Source organism: Acinetobacter sp. YH16038 (assembly GCF_013417275.1).
Lineage (GTDB): Bacteria > Pseudomonadota > Gammaproteobacteria > Pseudomonadales > Moraxellaceae > Acinetobacter.
Genome location: NZ_VPEG01000042.1, coordinates 1 through 22,765 on the forward strand (window position 1 = coordinate 1; position 22,765 = coordinate 22,765).

At 41.9% G+C, this 22,765-nt stretch carries 29 protein-coding genes, 1 rRNA gene and 1 pseudogene; 23 read left to right on the top strand and 8 right to left on the bottom strand.

Annotation, left to right across the window (positions count from 1 at the left end; translation table 11 throughout):
• Both FTV34_RS14520 and FTV34_RS14525 read left to right on the top strand, forming a co-directional pair.
• A pseudogene (locus FTV34_RS14520) lies at positions 1–146 on the top strand (IS4 family transposase); the annotation flags it as partial.
• 161 nt (positions 147–307) lie between these two features.
• Entirely contained in the window at positions 308–661 is a 354-nt protein-coding gene (locus FTV34_RS14525; RefSeq protein WP_034705429.1) for a hypothetical protein, read from the top strand.
• 53 nt (positions 662–714) lie between these two features.
• Here the strand turns inward: FTV34_RS14525 and FTV34_RS14530 are convergent, their stop codons facing one another.
• Positions 715–1,152, bottom strand: a complete 438-nt coding sequence (locus FTV34_RS14530) for a GNAT family N-acetyltransferase (RefSeq protein ID WP_034704137.1) — start codon at positions 1,150–1,152, stop codon at positions 715–717.
• Entirely contained in the window at positions 1,146–2,366 is a 1,221-nt protein-coding gene (locus FTV34_RS14535; protein ID WP_180070666.1) for an SAM-dependent methyltransferase, read from the bottom strand. The genes FTV34_RS14530 and FTV34_RS14535 overlap by 7 nt, the downstream gene beginning before the upstream one ends.
• A 101-nt stretch (positions 2,367–2,467) precedes the next feature.
• Here FTV34_RS14535 and FTV34_RS14540 point away from each other — a divergent pair, with 101 nt between their 5' ends.
• The 3 genes from FTV34_RS14540 to FTV34_RS14550 all read left to right on the top strand — a co-directional run bounded on the left by FTV34_RS14540 (position 2,468) and on the right by FTV34_RS14550 (position 5,129).
• On the top strand, positions 2,468–3,112 hold the full coding sequence (locus tag FTV34_RS14540) for a hemolysin III family protein (RefSeq protein WP_180070668.1): 645 nt from the start codon (positions 2,468–2,470) through the stop codon (positions 3,110–3,112).
• A gap of 142 nt (positions 3,113–3,254) precedes the next feature.
• Positions 3,255–4,571, top strand: a complete 1,317-nt coding sequence (locus tag FTV34_RS14545; RefSeq protein ID WP_180003873.1) for an MFS transporter — start codon at positions 3,255–3,257, stop codon at positions 4,569–4,571.
• A gap of 144 nt (positions 4,572–4,715) precedes the next feature.
• Positions 4,716–5,129: a hypothetical protein gene (locus FTV34_RS14550; RefSeq protein ID WP_125279835.1), complete on the top strand. Its 414-nt coding sequence runs from the start codon at positions 4,716–4,718 to the stop codon at positions 5,127–5,129.
• Between the two features lie 23 nt (positions 5,130–5,152).
• Here FTV34_RS14550 and FTV34_RS14555 read toward each other — a convergent pair whose 3' ends face one another.
• Positions 5,153–6,163: a metallophosphoesterase gene (locus tag FTV34_RS14555; RefSeq protein ID WP_034704127.1), complete on the bottom strand. Its 1,011-nt coding sequence runs from the start codon at positions 6,161–6,163 to the stop codon at positions 5,153–5,155.
• 101 nt (positions 6,164–6,264) lie between these two features.
• Between FTV34_RS14555 and FTV34_RS14560 the strand changes: the two genes are divergently transcribed.
• Complete coding sequence (locus FTV34_RS14560; protein ID WP_171521878.1) at positions 6,265–7,899, top strand: phospholipase D family protein; 1,635 nt, start codon at positions 6,265–6,267, stop codon at positions 7,897–7,899.
• 35 nt (positions 7,900–7,934) lie between these two features.
• Here FTV34_RS14560 and FTV34_RS14565 read toward each other — a convergent pair whose 3' ends face one another.
• Entirely contained in the window at positions 7,935–8,744 is an 810-nt protein-coding gene (locus tag FTV34_RS14565) for a 1-acyl-sn-glycerol-3-phosphate acyltransferase (protein WP_159123662.1), read from the bottom strand.
• Between the two features lie 189 nt (positions 8,745–8,933).
• On the opposite strand from FTV34_RS14565, the gene FTV34_RS17975 reads away from it, so the two are divergent.
• The 8 genes from FTV34_RS17975 (at position 8,934) to FTV34_RS14600 (ending at position 13,541) form a co-directional block, all read left to right on the top strand.
• Positions 8,934–9,065, top strand: coding sequence for a hypothetical protein (locus tag FTV34_RS17975; RefSeq protein WP_004785224.1), 132 nt, complete (start codon positions 8,934–8,936; stop codon positions 9,063–9,065).
• 76 nt (positions 9,066–9,141) lie between these two features.
• The gene (gene hflX, locus FTV34_RS14570; protein WP_166139222.1) at positions 9,142–10,482 is read left to right on the top strand and encodes a ribosome rescue GTPase HflX; all 1,341 of its coding nucleotides are present in this window, start codon (positions 9,142–9,144) and stop codon (positions 10,480–10,482) included.
• Between the two features lie 34 nt (positions 10,483–10,516).
• Positions 10,517–10,888, top strand: coding sequence for a hypothetical protein (locus FTV34_RS14575; RefSeq protein ID WP_034704120.1), 372 nt, complete (start codon positions 10,517–10,519; stop codon positions 10,886–10,888).
• Between the two features lie 9 nt (positions 10,889–10,897).
• Positions 10,898–11,572 carry an LrgB family protein gene (locus FTV34_RS14580; RefSeq protein ID WP_159123660.1) on the top strand — a complete coding sequence of 225 codons (675 nt, stop codon included), beginning with the start codon at positions 10,898–10,900 and terminating at the stop codon, positions 11,570–11,572.
• Between the two features lie 87 nt (positions 11,573–11,659).
• Complete coding sequence (locus FTV34_RS14585) at positions 11,660–12,106, top strand: DUF2147 domain-containing protein (protein ID WP_179993346.1); 447 nt, start codon at positions 11,660–11,662, stop codon at positions 12,104–12,106.
• A 166-nt stretch (positions 12,107–12,272) separates the two neighbouring features.
• The gene (locus FTV34_RS14590; RefSeq protein WP_159123658.1) at positions 12,273–12,443 is read left to right on the top strand and encodes a hypothetical protein; all 171 of its coding nucleotides are present in this window, start codon (positions 12,273–12,275) and stop codon (positions 12,441–12,443) included.
• Positions 12,444–12,503: 60 nt separating this feature from the next.
• Entirely contained in the window at positions 12,504–12,953 is a 450-nt protein-coding gene (locus FTV34_RS14595) for a DUF2147 domain-containing protein (protein ID WP_004785238.1), read from the top strand.
• A gap of 141 nt (positions 12,954–13,094) precedes the next feature.
• The gene (locus tag FTV34_RS14600; protein ID WP_034704141.1) at positions 13,095–13,541 is read left to right on the top strand and encodes a DUF2147 domain-containing protein; all 447 of its coding nucleotides are present in this window, start codon (positions 13,095–13,097) and stop codon (positions 13,539–13,541) included.
• Between the two features lie 56 nt (positions 13,542–13,597).
• On the opposite strand, the gene FTV34_RS14605 is transcribed toward FTV34_RS14600, so the two are convergent.
• Genes FTV34_RS14605 through pdxA form a run of 3 tightly spaced genes read right to left on the bottom strand, consistent with a single transcriptional unit; the run spans position 13,598 to position 16,275 of the window.
• Positions 13,598–14,443 carry a symmetrical bis(5'-nucleosyl)-tetraphosphatase gene (locus FTV34_RS14605; protein WP_180012196.1) on the bottom strand — a complete coding sequence of 282 codons (846 nt, stop codon included), beginning with the start codon at positions 14,441–14,443 and terminating at the stop codon, positions 13,598–13,600.
• A gap of 5 nt (positions 14,444–14,448) precedes the next feature.
• Positions 14,449–15,261, bottom strand: a complete 813-nt coding sequence (gene rsmA, locus FTV34_RS14610) for a 16S rRNA (adenine(1518)-N(6)/adenine(1519)-N(6))-dimethyltransferase RsmA (RefSeq protein ID WP_159123656.1) — start codon at positions 15,259–15,261, stop codon at positions 14,449–14,451.
• A gap of 30 nt (positions 15,262–15,291) precedes the next feature.
• Positions 15,292–16,275, bottom strand: a complete 984-nt coding sequence (pdxA, locus tag FTV34_RS14615; protein ID WP_180012204.1) for a 4-hydroxythreonine-4-phosphate dehydrogenase PdxA — start codon at positions 16,273–16,275, stop codon at positions 15,292–15,294.
• Positions 16,276–16,795: 520 nt separating this feature from the next.
• On the opposite strand from pdxA, the gene rplM reads away from it, so the two are divergent.
• The 9 genes from rplM (at position 16,796) to FTV34_RS14660 (ending at position 22,540) form a co-directional block, all read left to right on the top strand.
• Entirely contained in the window at positions 16,796–17,224 is a 429-nt protein-coding gene (gene rplM, locus FTV34_RS14620; RefSeq protein ID WP_004785249.1) for a 50S ribosomal protein L13, read from the top strand.
• 12 nt (positions 17,225–17,236) lie between these two features.
• Complete coding sequence (gene rpsI, locus FTV34_RS14625; RefSeq protein ID WP_004785251.1) at positions 17,237–17,623, top strand: 30S ribosomal protein S9; 387 nt, start codon at positions 17,237–17,239, stop codon at positions 17,621–17,623.
• A 334-nt stretch (positions 17,624–17,957) separates the two neighbouring features.
• Complete coding sequence (locus FTV34_RS14630; RefSeq protein ID WP_180012198.1) at positions 17,958–18,626, top strand: glutathione S-transferase N-terminal domain-containing protein; 669 nt, start codon at positions 17,958–17,960, stop codon at positions 18,624–18,626.
• On the top strand, positions 18,619–19,047 hold the full coding sequence (locus FTV34_RS14635) for a ClpXP protease specificity-enhancing factor (RefSeq protein WP_034704105.1): 429 nt from the start codon (positions 18,619–18,621) through the stop codon (positions 19,045–19,047). Before FTV34_RS14630 ends, FTV34_RS14635 begins: the two co-directional genes overlap by 8 nt.
• A gap of 18 nt (positions 19,048–19,065) precedes the next feature.
• Positions 19,066–19,713, top strand: a complete 648-nt coding sequence (locus tag FTV34_RS14640; protein WP_180003890.1) for a hypothetical protein — start codon at positions 19,066–19,068, stop codon at positions 19,711–19,713.
• A 454-nt stretch (positions 19,714–20,167) separates the two neighbouring features.
• Positions 20,168–20,494 (top strand): roadblock/LC7 domain-containing protein, encoded by a 327-nt coding sequence (locus FTV34_RS14645; protein WP_302700654.1) that lies wholly within the window; start codon positions 20,168–20,170, stop codon positions 20,492–20,494.
• A gap of 87 nt (positions 20,495–20,581) precedes the next feature.
• Positions 20,582–21,559, top strand: coding sequence for a hypothetical protein (locus FTV34_RS14650; protein WP_180012200.1), 978 nt, complete (start codon positions 20,582–20,584; stop codon positions 21,557–21,559).
• Positions 21,560–21,573: 14 nt separating this feature from the next.
• On the top strand, positions 21,574–22,116 hold the full coding sequence (locus FTV34_RS14655; RefSeq protein ID WP_180012202.1) for an ATP/GTP-binding protein: 543 nt from the start codon (positions 21,574–21,576) through the stop codon (positions 22,114–22,116).
• Positions 22,117–22,126: 10 nt separating this feature from the next.
• Positions 22,127–22,540: a roadblock/LC7 domain-containing protein gene (locus tag FTV34_RS14660; protein ID WP_004785266.1), complete on the top strand. Its 414-nt coding sequence runs from the start codon at positions 22,127–22,129 to the stop codon at positions 22,538–22,540.
• Between the two features lie 107 nt (positions 22,541–22,647).
• Here the strand turns inward: FTV34_RS14660 and rrf are convergent.
• Positions 22,648–22,762, bottom strand: a 5S ribosomal RNA gene (gene rrf, locus FTV34_RS14665).
• Positions 22,763–22,765: the final 3 nt, after the last annotated feature.

The window sequence follows — 22,765 nt, forward strand, 5'->3', positions numbered from 1 at the left end:
ATTTAGGAAAAACAGGTTGGACAGTTCAACGTTTACTCAGAATAATTCAAGTGAATTTGTTTGAAAGAAGAACTTTAAAAGCTTTATTTTCACCCGATAAAATACCCATAAAACAAGAGGAAGCTCATTTGAGCTTCCTCTTGTGAAAAATTGTGGGACAGCAATGGCTTAGCTCCTCTTTTTTTATTTCAACGCCATAGAATTTCTAAGTTTGATATTCTCTCTAAATGACACATTTTGATCTGCTTTCCAGGCAATTTATGTTATAAAGTTACATGAGTTAGACATCCACGATGGGTACATGCATATGACTGATCACAGTTCACCTGAAAAATCACCTTGGGGTTGGAAAGCACTGATTATCTTCTGTATTTTAGGTGGATTATTCATGTTGTTTTTCTGGCTTGCGGTCAGCAATGAACCAGACTACATGCCAAGCCAGCAAAAGAAAGAAAATACCCAGCAGCATGCTTTTAAGAATGCACCTGCGATGTCTCCAGAAGCTTTAGCCAAAGCACAGGCTGACCGTGAAGCTCGTCAGGCGACCTCTTCATCTCATCAGACTCATGAGACGAGCGTGGAAGAGCACAATATGTCTGCTGAAGAACATGCACAGATGGACAATGCTAGCCATGACGAAAATACCACTCATGGCCACTAAGCAGTTCCAAGATCAAATTTAAAAAAGCGAGGTTTTCCTCGCTTTTTTATTTTTTAGTCTTTTAAGCTGAGATACATATCTATATGTGGAATGCCACAATCCAGATATTCTTCACCCTGCACGTCAAAACCCAAGTTCTGATAAAAGCCAATCGCATGTACCTGTGAAGAAAGCTTTAGGAATTCACGTTGCTCTGTCTTGGCCTGATCAATCACAGCCTGCATGATATTTTGGCCGATACCCGTACCACGTGCCGACTGCAACACAGCTACACGACCAATACTGTGATTTTTTAATAAGCGTGCAGTTGCAACGGGTTGATCCTGTAAATAAGCCACAAAATGCGTAGAGATTGCATCCTCAGCATCCCATTCATCTTCGGGAGCAATTTGCTGTTCCTGAATAAAAACGGCTTCACGTATCACTCTGGCATCTTGGGCTAACTCATCCCAACTACCTGACATGATTTTAAGATTTTTATTGTTTAGCATTTAGAACCAATTCCCTGCTGATCCCACTGGTTATTCAATAACAATTCCAGTGAATGTTTTTGAATTCCATACATCTCTTTTAATACCTGAATCTGGGCGAGAACAGCCTGATCTGGCTGTTCATAATCCTTCCGTTTGGTCGCCAGAATCATTTTATTTTTACTGGTGTGTTCTAGGGCCACAAATTCAAAGACCTTGGTTTCATACCCATACGCCTTAAGCAATAAGGCATGAATGGTATCCGTCAGCATTTCGGCTTGCTGCCCAGCATGGATGCCAAACTGCAACATTGGTGACAGCACTTTCGGACTCTGTAATTGCGGTCTTAACTCTTTATGACAGCATGGAGCACACATGATGATCTGTGCATTCAAGCGAATACCGCTATGGATTGCAAAATCGGTCGCCACATCACAGGCATGCAGAGCGATCATCACATCGAGACGTTCCGGTTCATAGGTACGCACATCGCCCTGGAAGAAATCCAGCTGGCTAAAACCAGATTGCTGCGCGACATTCTGACAGAACTCGACCATTTTCGGATTCAGCTCTACGCCGGTGACATACGGCGTCTGACCATGTTTTTGCATATAATCATATAGCGCACAGGTTAAATATCCCTTACCTGAACCGAAATCGACGATACGTAATCCTTGTTCCTGCGGCTGGATTTGAGCCAGTGCGCCTGAGAAAATCTCGACAAATTTATTAATCTGTTTCCACTTACGCGCCATGCTCGGAATGATCTGGCCTTGCTGATCGGTGATTCCTAAATGCTGTAGGAATACACTGTTCTGATCGACATAACGCTGTTTAACCCGGTCATGGCCTTGCTCGGCTTTTGCCTTTGTAGGGGCAGGTTTTGTTTTACTTCGTGTCAGCATGGCCTTTTTCTTGTTTATCTTCAGCTGTAATTCTTCCTGATCGGTAAACAGGTTGGCTTGCTTGCAACAGGCCAATAATTCCGTTACTTGAGTCAGGGCTTCATGCAAAGGATAGTTTTTGGTGACATCCTGAGTCTTGTATCGATAGACACAGCTCAAAACCTTCTGTTCATTGAGCGAAATGACTCTAAAGGTCATTTTCTCCAATTGTTCAAGTTCACCTTTATACTGACTTAAGATCAGACGATCAAAATGATCAGTTTCAAAGGCTTGCTGAAAAGCCTCCAAGAACTGTTGTTCCTGAACCGAGAGAGAAGTCGATGTCGACATAAGAAAAACCTGATATGAATTGCTGCTCAAGTTTAATTGTTCTTAACTTAAAAGCAAAATTGAATTATTATACAAGTGTATATTTAAAAAGAATGACAACCATGCAGAATGCTCCCCTAGTTCCAGATTATGATCACAATGAGGAACGGATTAATTATATTAGTCACGGCCTCGGTGCTGCACTGGCTTTAATTGCCGGTATTTTATTGATTATTAAAGGCTCTTATTTGAGTGCCGGACAATGGATCGGCCTTTGGGTCTATGCTTTCAGCATGATTCTGCTGTTTTCCACTTCGATGCTCTACCATATGTCTACGGCTGCTGACCGACGCTATTTTTACAAAAAAGTTGATCATACGGCAATTTACTACCTGATTGCAGGTACCTATACCCCGTTTCTATCAATTGCGATTCCAACGGCCAAAGCCCAGTATTTACTGATTGCCTTGTGGGTGATTGCTGTACTTGGAACACTATTCAAGTTCATTTTCATCAACCGTTTCCAGAAACTTTCTTTAGTCGCTTATCTGGTCATGGGATGGCTGGCACTACTGGTTATGGACGATATGCAGCAGTACTTAAGTGCTCAATCTTTAACCTTTCTGATCATTGGTGGCTTAGCATACACCGTAGGTGCATTGTTTTACGCTTTAAAAAGAGTAAGATATACCCACGCTATCTGGCACATTTTTGTATTGATAGGCGCAGGATCACATTTTCTGTCTATCTATCTTTACGTGATTTAATCATCTCATTTCTCCATTTCAGTGACCCTGAGCGAGTTGAAACGAGAAGATTGCAGTTGTTTTTTTAAAAAATTACGCCTTTTTTAAAAAGATTACGCTTTTAAAACTAAGTTTTTTATTTTTAGTAAGTGTAAGGTTATTCATGGCGTCTTCTGATTCTATCGCTGTAACAGAAACTACAGCAACCAATTCAAAATTTCGTGTTTTAACAGCAAGTTTAGTGGGCACTACAATCGAATTCTTCGATTTCTATATTTATGCCACAGCTGCCGTTATTATCTTCCCTTATCTGTTCTTCCCTACAAGTACAGATCCTATGACTGCGACTATTCAGTCGCTGGCAACCTTTGCGATTGCCTTTATTGCGCGTCCAATCGGTGCTGCACTCTTTGGTCATCTGGGAGACCGGATCGGACGTAAAGCGACACTGGTCGCGGCCTTGTTGACCATGGGCCTTTCTACCGTTGCCATTGGTTTATTGCCAACTTATGCACAAATCGGTATTGCTGCGCCATTATTGCTGGCCCTTTGCCGTTTAGGCCAAGGTCTTGGTTTGGGTGGTGAATGGTCAGGTGCGGTTCTACTGGCAACTGAAAATGCGCCAGAAGGCAAACGTGCCTGGTATGGTATGTTCCCGCAACTTGGTGCACCAATTGGCTTCATTCTGGCAACAGGTTCATTCTTGACGCTTGGCGCATTCATGTCTGAAGCAGAGTTCATGCAATGGGGCTGGCGTATTCCATTTATCTCTAGTGCGCTACTGGTGATTATGGGTTTATGGATTCGCTTGAAATTGCATGAAACCCCTGCATTCCAGAACGTGTTGAAAAAGCAGAAAGAAGTGAATGTACCCTTCTTCGAAGTATTCAAAAAGCATTCTAAAATGCTGGTATTGGGTACCATCGCTGCGATCTGTACATTCGTGGTGTTCTACCTGACGACTGTATTCGCATTGCAATGGGGTACTAAACAGCTCGGCTATACACGTGAAGAATTCCTTCAATTGCAATTAGTTGCAACTTTGTGCTTTGCTGCATTTATTCCACTTTCAGCAGTTCTTGCAGAAAAATTCGGTCGTAAGACAACTTCAATCGCGGTATGTGTGGTCTCTGCTATTTTCGGTATCTTCTTTGCCGATATGCTTGAATCAGGCAGTACACTGGTAGTGTTCTTCTTCTTATGTATCGGCCTAGCGATCATGGGTCTGACTTATGGTCCAATTGGTACCGTATTGTCTGAAATCTTTCCGACTTCAGTACGTTATACCGGTTCTGCCCTGACCTTTAACCTGGCAGGTATTTTTGGTGCATCTTTCGCGCCATTGATTGCAACAAAACTGGCAACAACTTATGGCTTGTCTGCAGTAGGTTATTACCTCACAGCAGCATCTATCCTGTCATTACTTGCATTCTTGCTGATCCGTGAAACTAAAAATGATGATGTAAACAATCAGATCTAAGGATCATGACAAATTAAGTCATCTCAATCAAAGCCAGCAGTTCACGCTGGCTTTTTTTTATGATTTCACAACAAAAACTTGCTACTTCTTTGCTGATATTTCGGGAACAATCAAATAAATAAAGCCAGAGAATGAGGCAGAGTGATGCAGGATCTTATTGAGCAACTTACTCAAGAACAGCTGGTAGATATTGTGATTCTGCTAGAGGATGATAAAAAACTAGAAGCCATTCGCTATATCCGGACGCATACAGCTTTAGATGAATCACAGGCGATACAGGTCATTGATGAAATTGTCAGAGAGCATGATCTGGCGCTTAATCGAGACAATAAAGGCAATATCGGCCCACGCTTTACTGATGATGCTGATGAAAATATTCCGGTGGTAACTACATCTTTGGAAGTTCCAGATCATCCCAACCTTAGCATCGCTAAAGATACTGAGGTGGCTGCACAGCAAGTCGGCAAACGTGTGCCCGGCCGTGAGATTGAAAAGAAAATCTGGATCACCGCAGCCGTTATTTTACTGATTATTATTGTGCTCTGGCTACTGCTTTAACAGCAGCGAATGAATCAGTTTTTTTAGACCAATTCGATAATATCAATGGTTGGTGGTACGCGAAAACGAAATGGTACCCCTACCATGCCCGTTCCCACGGTCACAAATACATCTGCATGCTCATGCCGATACAAGCCTTTTTTATGGCCCAGAATGGAAACCTTTTTCATCACATAATCCGTCAGCCAGGGTAACTCGACCTGCCCACCATGCGTATGTCCAGAAAGCATCAATGGTCGTGTTGGCAATTTCGGCACCATATCCACGGTATCTGGATTATGCGACAGAATCACCCAAGGCTTGTCTTGAGGCAGATCCGGCATTGCGCGCATATCGGTTTTTCCAGCCCACAAATCCCCTACCCCGAGCAGACGAAATTCATCAAACTCGACAATCTGCCCTTCAATGTCCATAACCTGATTCACTTCCAGCGCATAACGAAGCAATTCCTGAATCGGAGGGCCAGGATACTGTTCATCATGATTCCCTGTCACCGAATATACCGGCGCATGAATTTCTTTTAAGACCGCCAGCTCCTGTGCCAGTTTATTTTCCGGTTCATAAGTCCAGTCTCCTGCGACCACTACCAAGTCAGGTTTCAGATGATTCAACTTATGTACAATCTGTCTTAACTGGCGTTCATGTCCGGAAAACAGGCCAATATGTAAATCTGCAATCAGGGCAATCCGTACCGGTTTTTTAAGTTTCTGTTGAGGATTGATTTGATAAGGCGTGGTTTCGACCCGAATCAAATGCGGCTCGATAAACCGTGCATAACTGAGTACGGCACTAATCACGAAAATAAAAATAGACTCATGAATCGAATAGTAGCCCATCCATCCTGCATAAATACTGAAGAACACCAGCGGAATCAGCAAATAGGCCAGATAGAAAGCCAGCAGGTGACAAAATGCTTTAAAGGGATGAATGGTTTCTGTACGCGACTGACTCGACCAGGCCTGATACACTGCCCAAACGGCAAGAATGGCCATGCCTAGATAAAAATAAAAAAGTACGGAACTGGTATCCCACATAGATTTGCCTTGTCGAGTCGAGGAGCTGATTAGTGGCTTTATATTTATCTTTTCATAGCTGGCAATTATACTCAATCCAAATTTTTCAGTCTTTGATGTTTATGGTAAATGCTCCCCACGCTTCCGCTCATTCAAAACCCTCTGGCTTATCAAAAGCTTATCGCTATAAAGCTGGCATTTTACTGAGCTGCAGCCTGGTACTCGGCATTCCTGCTTGCAGTACGCTGCCTCCGCAAACTGAACAGCCTAGCCGGATGGCATTTGAAACGGATACATCGCAAACCAGTCTGGCCCAGATTGTTGAACCTTTACGTCGGCAGAATATTGGCCTGACCGGTTATCACGTGTTACCAGATCCGCTCGAAGCACTCGCTGCACGTATCCAGCTGATTAATAAAGCGGAACGCAGTCTGGATCTGCAATATTATATCTGGGATAACGACCGTATTGGTGCACTGGCTCTGCATGCCCTCATTCAGGCAGCAGACCGTGGCGTAAAAGTCCGTCTACTAATGGATGATAACAATGCCAAGAAAATGGAAGGTATTTATCTGGCGCTGGACCAGCACCAGAATATTGAGGTCAAACTGTATAACCCCTACCGTTTCCGTAAATACCGTGCCATGGATATGCTGCTGGATCTAAAACGGATCAACCGCCGAATGCATAATAAAAGCTTTATTGCCGATAACCAGATTGCCCTGATTGGTGGCCGTAATATGAGTAACCAGTATTATAACGTCAGTGACAGTTATCAGTTCTCTGATGTAGATGTGATGTTGGTCGGTGCCGCTTCTGATGAAATCATTCATTCTTTTGATGAATACTGGAATGATGATTATGCCTATCCGGTTCGGCAGATTGTTAATCCTCGTCATCATACGCTACGCTACCCGAGCCTGAAACAGCAGCTGGAAGAATATAGCCATGATACTGCAATCCAGAACTACCTGAATCTGGCCAATCGTTCACAGGCTTTCGATAAATGGCTGGAACACAACATTCAACTTGATTGGGTAGAAGCTGAAGTCGTCAAAGATCCACCAAGTAAAATCAAGTCAAAGGCTAAGACTGAAGATCACTTGAACTTCCAGTTATTACAGCATCTGGAAAAACCGGAAGAAAGTGTGGATATCGTGTCGGCCTATTTTGTACCGGAAAAACAGGGTGCAGAACGTCTCAAGAAATTGGCTTCAGAAGATGTCAAAGTTCGAGTACTGACCAATTCTTATAAGGCCAATGACGTGCCGCTGGTCCATGCCTTTTATGCTAAATATCGTCAGGAATTGCTAGAAAATGATGTAAAACTTTACGAGTTTTTGGCCGCGCCAGATGCCGACAACCTGAATGCCAATACTGAAGAGCTGGCACAAAAAGCGAAGGTCAGCTTAAAAGGCCTGAGCCGTTCCAGCCTGCATGCCAAACTGATGGCCATTGACCAGAAACAGGTATTTATTGGTTCTTTTAATTTCGATCCACGCTCAGCTTATTTGAATACTGAAATTGGCGTATTGCTAAATAGTCCTAATCTGGCCCGTGCGGTACACGAAACCATGGACAAGAATTTAAGCAAGTATGCCTATAAGTTGGTTCTGGATGCCAACCAGAACATTAACTGGAAAATCCGCAATGCCAAAGGTGAAACAAAGACCTTTAAAAAAGAGCCAGGAATGAAGTGGTATCAAAAAGCCTCAATAAAATTCCTGTCAATACTCCCGATCGAAGGTTTTATGTAATGAATATCTCTGAGTATTTCTAATAAAAAAGCCTCTTAATGAGGCTTTTTTAATACTTTGGCTTGCAACCTTTGCAAACCCTCCAGCATATTTTCATGTACTAATGCAGTCAGGCTTTCTACTGTATGCCCTTCAGTCGAAATTGCTGGTAAGGCCATCAGATGAGCTGTCACTTTAGGCATTTCCAGAACATTCTGTACATGTTTGGCAAAACTGATGTTCCCAATAAAAGGCGCCACCATATCCAGTTCACCCTGCTGATTCACATAACAGATCAGACAGATTTGTACCGGACGTTGCGCTTCAATCGCTGCACCCAGAATACGTCCATAAATTTTTTTAATTGAGCGTCCATCAGATGTGGTCGCCTCAGGAAAAAATAGAACTGGAATATTCTGTTTCAGGAAGCCGGTAATCTGTTCACGGATTCTGACCGAATCTCCTGAACCACGCTTGATAAATAAGGTGCCACCACCTTTAGCCAGCTTGCCTAGAATTGGCCAATTTTCAATTTCAGCTTTGGCCAGAAAAAACACTCGCGCGCCTGAACCCAAAACGGCGATATCCAGCCAGGACACATGATTGCTCACCCATAATGCCGGCTCACGTGGAATCACGCCATGGACCTGAACCTCAATATTAAATACCTTGCACAACTGGCGACAGAAATACTGCACATATCGGGTATTGTTCGGATTATTCGGATCTTTATACAAACCATGACGGTAAACCAGATAAAACCCCTGGCTGATGGCTGCTAATGCAGAAGTCGTTTTTCTTGTATAAAGAAAGAATTTTGCAAAACCTTGTATCTCAGGTGATTGATTTTGTACAGTCGAGTTCATAAAAAGATCACTAAATCCTAAACAAGATACAGGGAATATCCACGAATTAAACCCATTTTATACTGTTCATGTCCAACTTGCATTGATAATAAAAAACGACCAAGTACATCTATATTTTCAATTTAAATTTATTAAATGAATTAAATAAAATAAATCAATCGAAATATTAGATTAAAAAGGATGCTCATCATGCAAGATGAAACAGTGAAATCAGCTGAGATGATTCGGCCCTTAAAAGTATTGAGCTATATCTTGGGTGGTACCCTGTTATATACGGCGCTGCTCGTAACACTTGCACAACTGTTTGTCACGGCACTCTAAAACAAAGCCCGCTATTTCAGTATCTGTAAAGTTCATTTTCAACTAAAATGAAGTTTTCAACTGGAGATTGGCCTGAGTGGAATATTTTGAGCAACATCAGGGAAAAGAACGCGTCATACTGGTCAGTGTGAGCGTACAAATGCTGGATGACCTTGATGCTGAAGAGTTTCATCTGTTAGCTCAATCTGCAAATGCCGAAATTCTGGAACATCTCTTTGTTCAACGCTTAAAACCGGATGCCAAATTTTTTGTGGGTTCAGGAAAAGCAGAAGAAATTGCTGAACGGGTCAAAGAATTGGATGCCAATCTGGTCATTTTCGATCATGCGCTGACACCTGCCCAAGCACGTAACCTTGAAAATGTGGTGCATTGCCGGGTGGTTGATCGTACCGAACTCATCCTCGATATTTTTGCACAGCGTGCCCGTACCTATGAAGGGAAACTGCAAGTTGAACTGGCACAATTACAGCATCTGTCTTCACGACTGGTTCGTAGCCGTACCAATCTGGATAGCCAGAAAGGCGGGATCGGTCTGCGTGGTCCGGGTGAAACCCTGCTAGAAACAGATCGCCGTTTATTGCGTATCCGCATGGGGCAGCTTAAAGCTAAAATAGAAAAAGTTCGCCAAACCCGTATTCAGGGCCGTGTTGCACGCCAAAAAGCGGCTGTTCCAACCGTGTCTTTAGTAGGTTATACCAATGCGGGAAAATCTACCTTATTCAATATTCTGGCCGATAGCGATGTTTATGCAGCAGACCAACTATTTGCGACTCTGGATCCAACTTTAAGACGCCTGCAATGGGACGGCGTCGGTAATCTGGTACTGGCAGATACGGTAGGCTTTGTGCGTAATCTTTCGCATTCACTGGTCGAATCTTTTAAAGCAACTCTGGAAGAAACCGTTGAAGCCACCCTGCTTTTGCATGTGATTGATTCCAGCAGTCCGGAAATGCTTGAACAAATTGAAGCCGTTGAAAAGGTGCTCAAGGAAATTGGTGCCGACGTCCCGGTGTTACGAGTTTATAATAAAATCGACTGTAGCGGTGAAGATGCCAAAATCATTTATCGCCAGCCCGGTCAGCCTGAACGGGTCTATGTTTCAGCACATAGTGGTGAAGGTCTGGATCTGTTACGCAAAGCCGTGCATGAAGCATTAATGGGTCAGATTCAGCACTTTGAACTGGTATTGAAACCTGCCTATGGCAAACTGCGCAATCAACTTTATGCGCTGAACGTGATTCAGTCTGAACATTATGATGATGAAGGTCAGTTACATATCGATGTACGGATTGCACCTCCGAAGCTGGAACAGTTGATCAAACAGGCTCATTTACCGATAGAAGAAATTCTGGGATCTCAAGCACTTCAATTCCAGCGTCCACTTGAAGAGTTTGAAATCCAGCGTAAGATCGAGTAAAACTTGATAAGTAAACTTTTAAATGACATCACCAATGAACTGGATAAAACATATTGACTGGCCAGCATGGATCAGCACTCTCCTCTTAATTATTGTATTTCGTGAAGCTTCAGTCTGGCTAATGACCCAGCTAGATCATCCTGAATTGGGCAACCTGGTCGGACTCATCAGCCTGCTAGTCACCTTATTTGCCTGGCGCTATTTTGGCAAAATTCCAGCGCGTCTGGTGGATACTAATAACAAGCTGATGAAAGAAAGTGCCTTCGCTTTTTTACCGATTAGTGCAGGCGCGCTAATTATGTTGATGCATATGGGACAAAAAATTCCGGCCTTTATGCTGGTGTTATGCCTGAGTACTCTGCTCCCTCTTTGGATCTACGCCAAAATGGCAAAACGCTGGTTATAGGAGTCGCACATGTTTTCTGTTCTTTATGGCTTTGCGATTACCTTAATTGCTTATCTGCTTGCCAAACCCTGCAATCGTGTTATTCCGCAAATTCCTGTGATTGTGTTTAGCATGTTCCTGGTGCTGGTGATTTTATTGGTGCTGGGTATTCCTTATGAGCATTATATGGATGAGGTCAATCCACTGTTTAACCATTTGCTTGGTTATGTCACAGTTGCACTGGCGATTCCGCTAGCCGCCATGCGTTATGATGACCTGCCACTGAAAGCTATTGTCGGAATTCTGGTTTTTGCCAGTATCAGTGCGGTCGCCTTACCGATGGGTCTCGCCTATTTACTACATATGTCTTCTGGCGACATCATGGCCTTTGCCACCCGTGCAGTCACGACACCAATTGCAATTAATATTGCGACCTTACTGGAGGCACCTGTTAGTCTGGCCATTCTGATCGTCATTTTGTCTGGCGTAATTGGTGCAGCATTTTCACCATTTATTTTACGACATATCAATGATGAGCGTGCTTCAGGTCTGGCTCTAGGTCTAGCAGCACATGCGATTGGTACAGCTCAAGCCTGGCAGCGTGGCAGTGTTGCCGGACGTTATGCTACGTTTGGCATGGCAGTGAATGCCGTTTTTACTGCGATCTGGTTGCCAACTTTTATACTTTATCTGCAAAAAATGTGACTCATCAATCAATATTTAACGTTTGTTTCTGAATGAAACTATTCTTACTATAGGGAAATAAAGAATTTTTCACTCAGGAACAGACCTATGAAAAAGGTTCAATTATTATCCTTTTTAGCCCTGACCTTTTTCAGTCATCTGGCTTTCGCTTCCGATATTTCAGGCACCTGGAGAAGTATTGACGATAAAACAGGATCAGCTAAAGCGATTCTGGAAATTCGTGAAACTTCAAATGGTGTTTATACTGCCAAAATTACCAAGATTACGCCTCGTCCTGGCTATACACCGCGCGAAACCTGTGTTTCCTGCCCTGCACCTTATACCAATAAACCGATTCTTGGTCTGGATGTACTCACCGGCTTAAAGGATGCAGGCAATAATAATTTCTCTCAAGGTAAATTGATTGACCCTTTATCCGGCAATATTTACAACACCAAAGCTAAATTAAGTGCCAATGGCAAACGTCTAATCCTACGTGGTTATGTAGGTGTTTCAGCCTTGGGACGCAGCCAGACTTGGATTAAACAAGATTAATTCATGACTTAGTGCACAGAAGCTTGCATTTTCATGCATTAAGTTGTATCAATATTAGACAGATGCTTTTTTTATACAATATAAAACATGCATATAAATATTAGATTCATTTGCTTTAACAGGCTTAGCATCAAACGGATTTTGATGCGCAATATAAGGAGATAGAATGCAAGACATTACCATGTTAAAGATCTTACTGAATTTCTCTGCTTTTACTGAAAATTCAGTAACAAAGCAATTAACATCGACAGGTTTCTGTCATGGGGAATCAACAGGCTTAAAGCAGATTGACCGAGCGATCTGCAACGCTCATTACTCTAAAATCAACCAAAATTAAAAAACCACACGCTTGTGTTTGGGATAGTTTGTTTCATCTATGAAAAAAGGATAAATATAAATGAATAAATCTAAATTAGGATTAATGCTCATTGCTACATTCATGACTGGGACCATTTATGCACAAGACTTGACCGGGACATGGCAACAAATCGATGATAAGACTGGTTCACCCAAAGCACTGATTGAAATCCGTCAGGACAGCAATGGTACTTATGCCGGCAAAATTGTCAAAGTAACGCCTCGTCCAGGTTATACCCCACAAAAAACCTGTAATAAATGTCCTGCTCCTTATACCAATCAGCCGATCTTGGGGATGGACGTACTGACAGGTTTAAAACAGGTCGGTGATAGCGTGAATTATGAAAAAGGTCGTGTGATTGATCCATTGGCAGGTAAAATTTACGATGCCAAGGTTCGTCTAAGCAGCAACGGCAAACGTTTAACCCTACGTGGTTATGTGGGTGTTTCTGCTTTAGGCCGTAGCCAGACCTGGATCCGTCAGGAATAAGTTCACACTTTTTCTCAAAGCTGCCAAACAGGCAGCTTTTTTTATAAATTTAATTCCATGATTTTTAATTATTTATTGACTATTTGTGCAATCTTCCTAACATGTGCGGGCAATAATGAAAAGTTCTTTGGAATGATGGATATGTTAAAGAAGATACTCCTTGCCACATTGACTACAGGATTCATGATGAACCTGTGGGCTCAAGATATTAGCGGAACCTGGCAGCAGATTGATGATAAAACTGGAGCAGCAAAAGCCATCATTGTCATCGAAAAAGAAGCAAATAATACTTACTCAGGCAAGATTGCGAAAATCACGCCACGTCCAGGTTATACACCACGCGAAAAATGTAATAAATGCCCAGCCCCTTATACCGATCAACCGATTTTAGGCATGACTATTCTAAAAGGCCTGAAACACGTTGAAGGCACCAAAAATTATGAAAAAGGTCGTGTCATTGATCCATTGGCAGGTAAAATTTATGATGCCAAGGTTCGTCTAAACAATACCGGCAAGCGTTTAACGCTACGTGCCAGTGTGGGTGTTTCAGTTCTGGGCCGCAACCAGACCTGGATTCGCGCAGACTAATCATCAGCACAATAAAAAAGCCACGTTCAACGTGGCTTTTTTGAGCTTTAAATATTTTAAAATACCGGATTATCGACGGCAAACATTTGCTGGTCTTCCAGTCGATAAGCCATCAGCTGATTACCCCAGACACAACCACCATCGACATTCTGAATTCGCTCAGAAATGGTTTTACCCTGTAAGGCAGCCCAATGCCCAAATACAATTTGATGGGTTGCGGCAGTTTTCGATTCAAATTCAAACCAGGGCTTAAAGCCTTCCGGCATTGGATCATTCAGAGAGTCTTTAAAACTGTATTCTAAACGTCCTTCTGTATCGGTTAAACGCATCCGGGTCAGGTAATTCACGATACAGCGTGTACGCTCATGACCTTCTAATTCATCTGACCAGAGTGTAGGCTCTTTCCCAAACATTTCCTTTAAGAAAGTATCCACCACCTCAAAATCATCATGGGCAATAATGGCTTCTACTTCTTTAGCCAATTCAGCCGTCTTGGCTGCATCCCAGATATTGGGAATACCGGCATGGGTCAGTACCGTCTGTTCATTCGGAAACAGACACATCGGCTGTTTACGGATCCAGTCAATTAACTCATCACTGTCGATCGCATCAATCACATCACGGACATTATCCTTGTCTTTAATCGGCTTAATACCGCGTGCATAAGCCAGCAAAGTCAGGTCATGATTACCCAGCACTGTTGCCGCCACGCCATTATCGACAAGCTTTTTAATGAAGCGTAATGCACCCAGCGAGTTTTCCCCTCTAGCCACCAGATCACCAGCAAACCAGACAAAGTCCTGATCAGGATCAAAACGGATTTCTTTCAGCAGTGCCTTCAAGGCTTCAAAACAGCCTTGTACATCACCAATCACATAATTGTATCGAACAGTGCGGGTCATTATTTTTAAGCTACCATTTGATCAGATAAAGCCACAAATTGGGCAAGTGTAAGTGTCTCTGGACGTGCCATTGGATCCACACCTGCCTTTTCAAAACCATCTTCAACCAGCATCCCTTTCAGGCTATTACGCAAAGTCTTACGGCGCTGGGTAAATACATGCGATACCAGACGAGCCAAAGCTTTTTCATTTTTTGCCACGATCGGTTTTACATCATATGGCTCCAAACGGAACACGGCAGAAGTCACTTTTGGTGGCGGATTAAAAGAACCTGGCGGCACTTCAAACAGAAAAGTCGGTTTGCAGTAATACTGGATCATCACCGACAAACGACCATATTCTTTGGTGTTCGGCGAAGCTGTAATACGATCGACCACCTCTTTTTGTAGCATGAAATGCATGTCTTTCACTTTGTCACCAAATTCCAGGAGATGGAACAACAGTGGTGTCGAAATGTTATAAGGCAGGTTTCCGACTACACGTAGCGGACGACCTTCTTCAAACAAATTGGTGAAATCGTATTTCAGTGCGTCTGTTTCAATAATGGTTAAACGTTCAGGATGCGGCACACGACCCGGCAAACCAGCGGCCAAGTCACGGTCCAGCTCAAGTACGGTCAAGGCATCACATTCACCAATTAAAGGAGATGTCAAAGCAGCCAGACCCGGACCAATTTCAACAATATTTTCGCCTGCACGCGGATTTACGGAACGCACAATTTTGGCAATGACACGTTGGTCATGTAAGAAGTTTTGACCAAAACGCTTACGCGTGTGATGCCCTTCATCTTTTGGGTTTAAGGCATTAATCTGATACATAGACATTTCCAACGTGTAATAAAGACGAGATCATTGACGCGCTAAATCCAGCGCCAAATCCACAGCCACATGTAAGCTTGAGCTTTTCGCAAGGCCTGTACCTGCGAGGGAGAGTGCTGTGCCGTGATCGACAGAAGTTCGGATAAACGGTAAGCCCAAAGTAATATTGATGGCTTCACCAAAGCCCTGAGATTTTAACACAGGTAAGCCCTGATCGTGATACATCGCCAGAACAGCATCGGCATCTTTCAAGTTTTCAGGAGTAAATAAAGTATCTGCAGGCAAGCTCAGGCTCATATTGATACCTTGAGTACGGTAAGTCTCCAGTACTGGATTGATGACTTCAATCTCTTCCATCCCCAGATAACCGCCCTCACCTGCATGTGGGTTTAAACCACAGACCAGAATATGCGGATGTTCAATTTTGAATTTGGATTTCAGGTCGTGAATCAGGATATTAATCACCTGATGCAGGCGTTCCGGAGTAATCGCATCAGCAACTGCACGAAGTGGAAGATGTGTGGTTGCTAAAGCCACGCGCAAGGTTTTGGTTGCTAACATCATCACCACACGCGGTACACCTGCGAATTCCTGGTAATACTCGGTATGACCGCTAAAATGGATGCCTGCATCGTTAATTACCGACTTTTGCACTGGTGCAGTCGCTACACCCACGCTTTTATTCGTCATAGCATATTCAGCTGAACGACGTAGCTGCTCCAGTACATAAGCGGCATTATGGCTATTCAGCTGTCCTAGTACTACCGGCTCTTTTAAAGGCACGTGCTCGACATAAAGCTGACCTTTTTCTGAAGAAGTCGTTTGCCCTGTATATTCAATCAGTTCAACCAGAAGTTTTAACTGCTGCGCCCGTTGACGGAGCATTTCCAGATCGGCAAGTACCACCAATGGACGTTCATCAATACGATCCGCCAAACTCAGGCAGATATCTGGACCAATTCCGGCAGGTTCACCACTGGTAATATATAAAGGCAGCATGACTTTCTTCTGTATTATCAATTGTCCTTATTTTAGTACAAATTTCACAGGGAAAGTTCTAGATAAAGGTTTAGATGATGTTTATTCAAATAATACTGTACCTTTCTCATTATATTAAAGAGAGATAAAACCGGACTGACATCAATGAACCCTATAAAGAGTTTCAGGCAATCATCTCAATACTCGACATGTTTAGCTTTTGGCATTTTCAGGGAGGATTACCTCCAGTTTAGAAAGCAAACCTAAGCAGAATCGAAGACGGGCCATTTGTTCAAGAAATACATATTAAAAAACAAGTGAATCCATTCATACAAAGATGTACCCCTAGTCTTAGGTCCGTTTTATTATTTAATGATTAATCATATGTGTTTATAGGCTAAAAATCCTACTGGTCATTTATTGAAAGACGTTGTAAAATACAGCGCTTGAAATTTTATATTTTCATTGTGGTTCTCCCGGCTTTCGGGTAGAATTCGGTCTCCTTTTGTTTGGACAGCTTCCATAGTCCAAACCAACTATAATAGGTAGTGGTTTAATGAAAACTCTCAGCGCTAAGCCAGCTGAAGTTCAACACGACTGGTACGTTGTTGATGCTTCTGGCAAAACTTTAGGTCGTCTCGCGACTGAAATCGCTCGTCGTTTACGCGGTAAGCATAAAACTTCTTATACTCCTCACGTTGACACTGGTGATTACATCGTTGTTATCAATGCTGAGCAAGTTCAAGTGACTGGTAACAAATCACTTGACAAGAAATACTATCGCCATACTGGTTTCCCTGGTGGTATTCGTGAAACTAATTTTGAAAAATTAGTTGCTCACAAACCAGAAGAAATTTTCCAACGCGCTGTAAAAGGCATGTTGCCAAAAGGTCCTCTTGGTTATGCAATGATCAAAAAAATGAAAGTGTACGCTGGTACTGAGCATCCACATACTGCTCAACAGCCACAAGTTTTGGACATCTAAGGGATACAGCACATGGCTACTAACTATGGTACAGGTCGCCGTAAGACCGCAACTGCACGTGTTTTCCTATCTGCTGGTACTGGTAAACTCGTAATCAACAACCGTTCTTTAGAACAATACTTCGGTCGTGAGACTGCTCGTATGGTTGTTCGTCAACCTCTAGAACTTCTTGAAGCGACTGAGAAATATGATCTTTACATCACTGTTGCTGGTGGTGGTATCGGTGGTCAAGCAGGCGCTATCCGTCACGGTATTACTCGTGCACTGATCGCTTCTGACGAAACTCTTAAACCTGCTCTTCGTCAAGCTGGTTTCGTTACTCGTGATGCTCGTGAAGTTGAACGTAAGAAACTTGGTTTACGTAAAGCTCGTAAACGTCCTCAATTCTCTAAACGTTAATTCGTTTACCGAATCGGACAAAAAACCCTGGTTTATTCCAGGGTTTTTTTATGGTTTTAAAATGACCACTTAATATTATCTTTATTGTCATTGTTCATGCACATCCTTACCCCATACTCCTTCATGACACCAGAAGGATTTGGTCAGATAATAATTCGCAACACCGATGATAATAAACAGAATGATTAAGCCGAAATTCATGATCATGTTGTTCTGCTCCTTTCATTTTTTTCTCTACTCTACCCTGCCTTAGTCCAATTGGCTTTTTATGCTTCGTGCTTTTTAGGTTGATTTTTAGTATCCTAGTCTATTCATTAGAACTTAATCAGGATTTATGTCAGTCGAAAGCGCGCCACTTCAAGGACTCACCTTATATAGCCATGCCGATGACTTTCGTTCCCATTGGATTCGCTACGTACTTGCCGAAAAGCAGATTAAATATAACCTGATCCTGGTCGGTAGTGATGATGAAGATCTGGCCAGCCTCAATCCTTATAACCAGCTGCCCATGCTGATTGAAAATGATTTAAAATTATTCAATACCAGCATCATTTCCGAATATATAGACGATCGTTACCGCCAGAACAAGCTCTATGCAGATGCTCCCATGCCTCGTGCGGAACAGCGACAATATATCTGGCGTTTTGAAAATGACTGGCTCAAACTGGCCGATATTATGCTATGTCATCCGGATACTCTGGATACTGCAGCCAAAGTGAAGGCTCAAAAACAGTTGCATGATATCCTGATTTCATTAACGCCCCTGTTCCAGCATTTCCCTTATTTTATGTCGGAACATTTCAGCATCTTGGATTGCATGCTGGCTCCCATTTTCATTCGACTTAAAAGCATGGGAGTAGAATTACCTCGACAACAATGTCGTCCATTTTATTTATATTGCCAGCGAGTTTTTAGCCGTCCTGCATTTGCAAAATCCATGACCTTGCAGGAAAAAAACCGCTACCAAGAGCAAATCAAACCTGTAGAGAAACATCATGTCTGAACAAGAATTCAACTTAAGTCCTACCCGTCCCTATATGGCACGTGCAATCTATGAGTGGATTTGCGATAACAATATGACGCCTTATCTGCTGGTCGATGCTACACGTCCAAACACCATGGTACCCGAGCAGTTTATTAAAGATGGCCAGATTGTCCTGAATATTGTGCCGCATGCAGTTCATGCGCTGAATATGGATAATGAAGCCATCACCTTCTCAGCACGTTTTGGTGGTGTATCACGTGATATCTATGTACCGATGGCAGCAGTCCTCGGGATCTATGCACGTGAAAATGGTCAAGGATTATTCTTTGATCCAAATGAATATGAGCATACACAAAGTGATGAAGATGCTTTAAAATCAAGCACTGAAGAACAGCCTGAGCCCGCAAAGAAAAAACCAACCCTAAGGTTATTAGATTAAAAATAATGGAGTAAGTGAATGGCTTTTGATTTAGTACAATATTTTGTTGAACAGATAGAAACTCAAAAGCCTGAGCTTCTACAAGGCTATACAAAAGAAGAAAGACGTAAATATATTTCAGAAATCAATGCTCTCACTTTAGGCAAACTGATTAGCGAATGGCGTAACAATCCGCAAAAAATATATAATGAAATCAAGCATCCAGATAAACTTTATATTCTGGAAATCGCCCGTCACCTGACTACCCGAGTGGAAAACAAGTCAACTTTACCGAAACCCGAGCTGGAGCAGCTCACGTCTGAAATTTTCCATTTTCAGCTGACTGAATTGAAGCAGTTACATGATACTGGCAATCATAATCAGACCAGTATCCAAGAGCTGTTGAAAGGACAAATTGAACATTTGTCTGGGCAAGCAGATGATTGGGTTTGGACAACAAATAACCTAACAGAACTCAAAGGCTCTAAACCAATTCATGAAGAAGAGCTATCATTAGAAGCATCAATGAAGGAGTTTAGCCAAATGGTTCATCAAAATAGCCAGCATCATGATGTTGAAGAAGTTGCTGTTGTAGAAACACCAACCTGGGCAAAAATCGTTGAGCCAGTGGTTGCGCTTGCGATTCTTTGGGTATTGATTGAAGCAGTATTACGCGTATTTGCATAACTACTTCAACCTCAAAAATTTAGTTTTACTAAAAGCCAATGAGATATTGGCTTTTTTTATTCTTTAAATTTATCAGGGAATGAAGTGAATCTATTTTTTCAACTGAAATTTTTACCTAATTAGTTCCATAATCCATTCAAAATATTTTGTTACATCTTTTAGATTAAGATGAGATTATAGATCAAAAAATAATCACAGAATCATTTCACATATCATTAAATAAAAAGATAAATGCATCACATAATTAAAAAGTACAAGTTAAAAATTAAAATCCAAAGTAAGCCATTAAATTTTATATGGTTTTTACTTCAATTGTAATTTACTCCCCCATTTTTATAATGAATTTGAATGAAAAAGATAATATTTGAACTTCATCAAATACAACTAACGCATCAACTATTTTTATAACAGGGAAATAATTATGGCTAAGGTAACCTAAGATACACTTACAGACATTGATGGTTTCGTTGCTGCAGCATTAGCTGATGGTGAAAGCGGCTTGGCTTTAGCAACTCAAGGTGGTGGCAATATCGATCTTGAACTCGCAGCAGCCGGCAATACAGAAGTGATTCGCGCAAAACGCCGTGTAGCGAATTCATTAAATCTGAATGACTCGATTGAAGATATTCTGATTACGCTGGGCAAGCAATATCATCTCATTCGCCCACTCGAAAAGAATAACAATGTATTCCTGTATCTTGTACTGGATCGTTCTAAAGCAAACCTGGCTATGGCTCGTCATGAGCTTAAATCTTTTGAACAAGGTTTAGACTTTAGCTAATACACAGTTTTCCCCTTTATTTCATGCAATAAAGGGGATCCTTATGCGCTTCACCCAATAAAATATAAACTTTAATCGAGACTTAAAATGCATAGGCATTATATTCATATTGGAATAGCAGGTTTAAGTATTCACGATGCAGATGAACTAAAAAAAACTTTACAACACATCATTCCTGACCATTTTATCCTGCAATGGAACACTGCTTCCGATCCTCATCTCGATTGCCTGTTTGTATATGAATACTTTCTTGAAACAGAGGGTATTCAACGTGTTCTCAAAAACCAAAAATGCCCTTATTTATGCATTTCTAAAAATACTCAATACTCGAACCAGATTATAAATAATACGCTCGCTTTACCCCTGCAAAATACACAAAATCTCAAGCACTGGTTTGAGCAAAACGTCCTAAATTCAGAAATTACCTCAGAAATAGAAGAACCTATATTTTCAGCCCCCGTTCAGAGCCAGGAATCTTCTAACCATCCTTACACCATTAACTTTTTTAAAGAGATGCTGCATCCTGAAAAAGGTAAATTACATCTCTATGATCAGCATGGCACCATTGCCATTATTGACTCAGCAAAAAACCTGGCCTGGTTAAACAAAGACCGGGCTGAAACTGGCACAGACTTTTCTTTTCAATATGACTTCGCATCTACTAGCGACCTCTTAAAAGTGACACGTAGAGAAACGCAGATTCTCCAAGACTGGTTATGGAATTTTTTCTGGAACTCGCCTAGTTTTGCTCAGATCGCACCTGAAGATGATCACTATAAAATTCACTACTGGCCAAAGCTGGCTCATTCGCTGCATAAAAAACGTATTTTTCAGATATCTGCCTGCTTTATTCAAGGCGCTAAAATTTCAAAAATTGCTGAGCAACATGCGATTTCCTTACTTACGCTTCGACAATTTATCGCAGCCAGTATGGCTTCGGGAAATATTGAAAAAATTAATGCTTGGGAAAGTCGCTATCGCACCACTGAGCCAGTTGAAAGAATAGAACAGCAAAGTTTCATTAAAAGCTTTTTTGGAAAGCTTCGATTTAAATTTGGATTTTAATAAAGTAAATACTTATGATTTTACAACAATATAAAATCGTTTTTGCGGGTTCCATGGGTGCAGGTAAAACAGCCGCAATACGTTCCTTATCTGATATACCAGTGCTACTCACTGAGGCACTGAATACTGACGACCGCAGTCATTCAAAAATGGAAACCACGGTAGGAATTGATTATGGTGAAATTACATTAGAAGATGGAACCAAAATTGGCCTGTATGGGACGCCTGGACAAAGCCGCTTTGACTTTATCTGGCCTGTCATCTGTCAAGGCGCACTAGGTGCTATTATTCTCATTGATCATACAGTGAATGATCCGATCCAGGAACTGGAAAGCTATATCGAAGTATTCCAGGAATATACCAATAATATTGCCATTGGGATTACGCATAGTGATCTTGAAAGCCCTCATTTTATCCAGATTTATAAGGACTGGCTGATCCAGCAGGATCTCTATACCCCCCTCTTTTTTGTAGATGCTCGTCAAAAAGACGACATCTTGCTTCTCTTAGAAGCCCTCATTACTTCAATCGAAGTCAACCATAACCTCATGAGCTAAGGATTAAAGCATGCTTACTATACAAGAAAGACGTCAAGCTCCCGAAGCCCTCGTTCAGCATGCCAAACAGCAAATTCAGGAGATCATTAGCAATGTTCGTGGCGTATATTATGTAATGGTCTGCTCAACAGATGGGTTTGAATTGGCCACAATTCATAAGAAAGACAACTATAACAATAGCAAGCTTGCTGCTGTGAGCAGTTCGATTTTAGCGATGGTTTCTGCATTTACTAAAGAGATCCATCTTACTGGCTGTCAGAGTATTACTTTGGATGCAGAAAATGGAAAAGCCATTTTGACAGCAGTTGCAGCACCGAAACACCCTCTTATTCTGGTCACTTTAGCTGAAAAAGACATTTTATTGGGTCAGGCCCTGTATATGCTGAAGAATGCCACACAGTCCATTATCGCTGCAGATCAATAATAACTAGATTCAAAAAGGCTTAAATTTATTTAAGCCTTTTTCTATTTCATCTTTATTTCACGCATAAAAAAAGCCCCCTGCGTGAGCAGAGGGCTTTTGGAATAATGAGCTGGCGATGACTTACTCTCACATGGGAGACCCCACACTACCATCAGCGCTAAGAGGTTTCACTTCTGAGTTCGGGAAGGGATCAGGTGGTTCACTCTTGCTATGGTCGCCAGCACA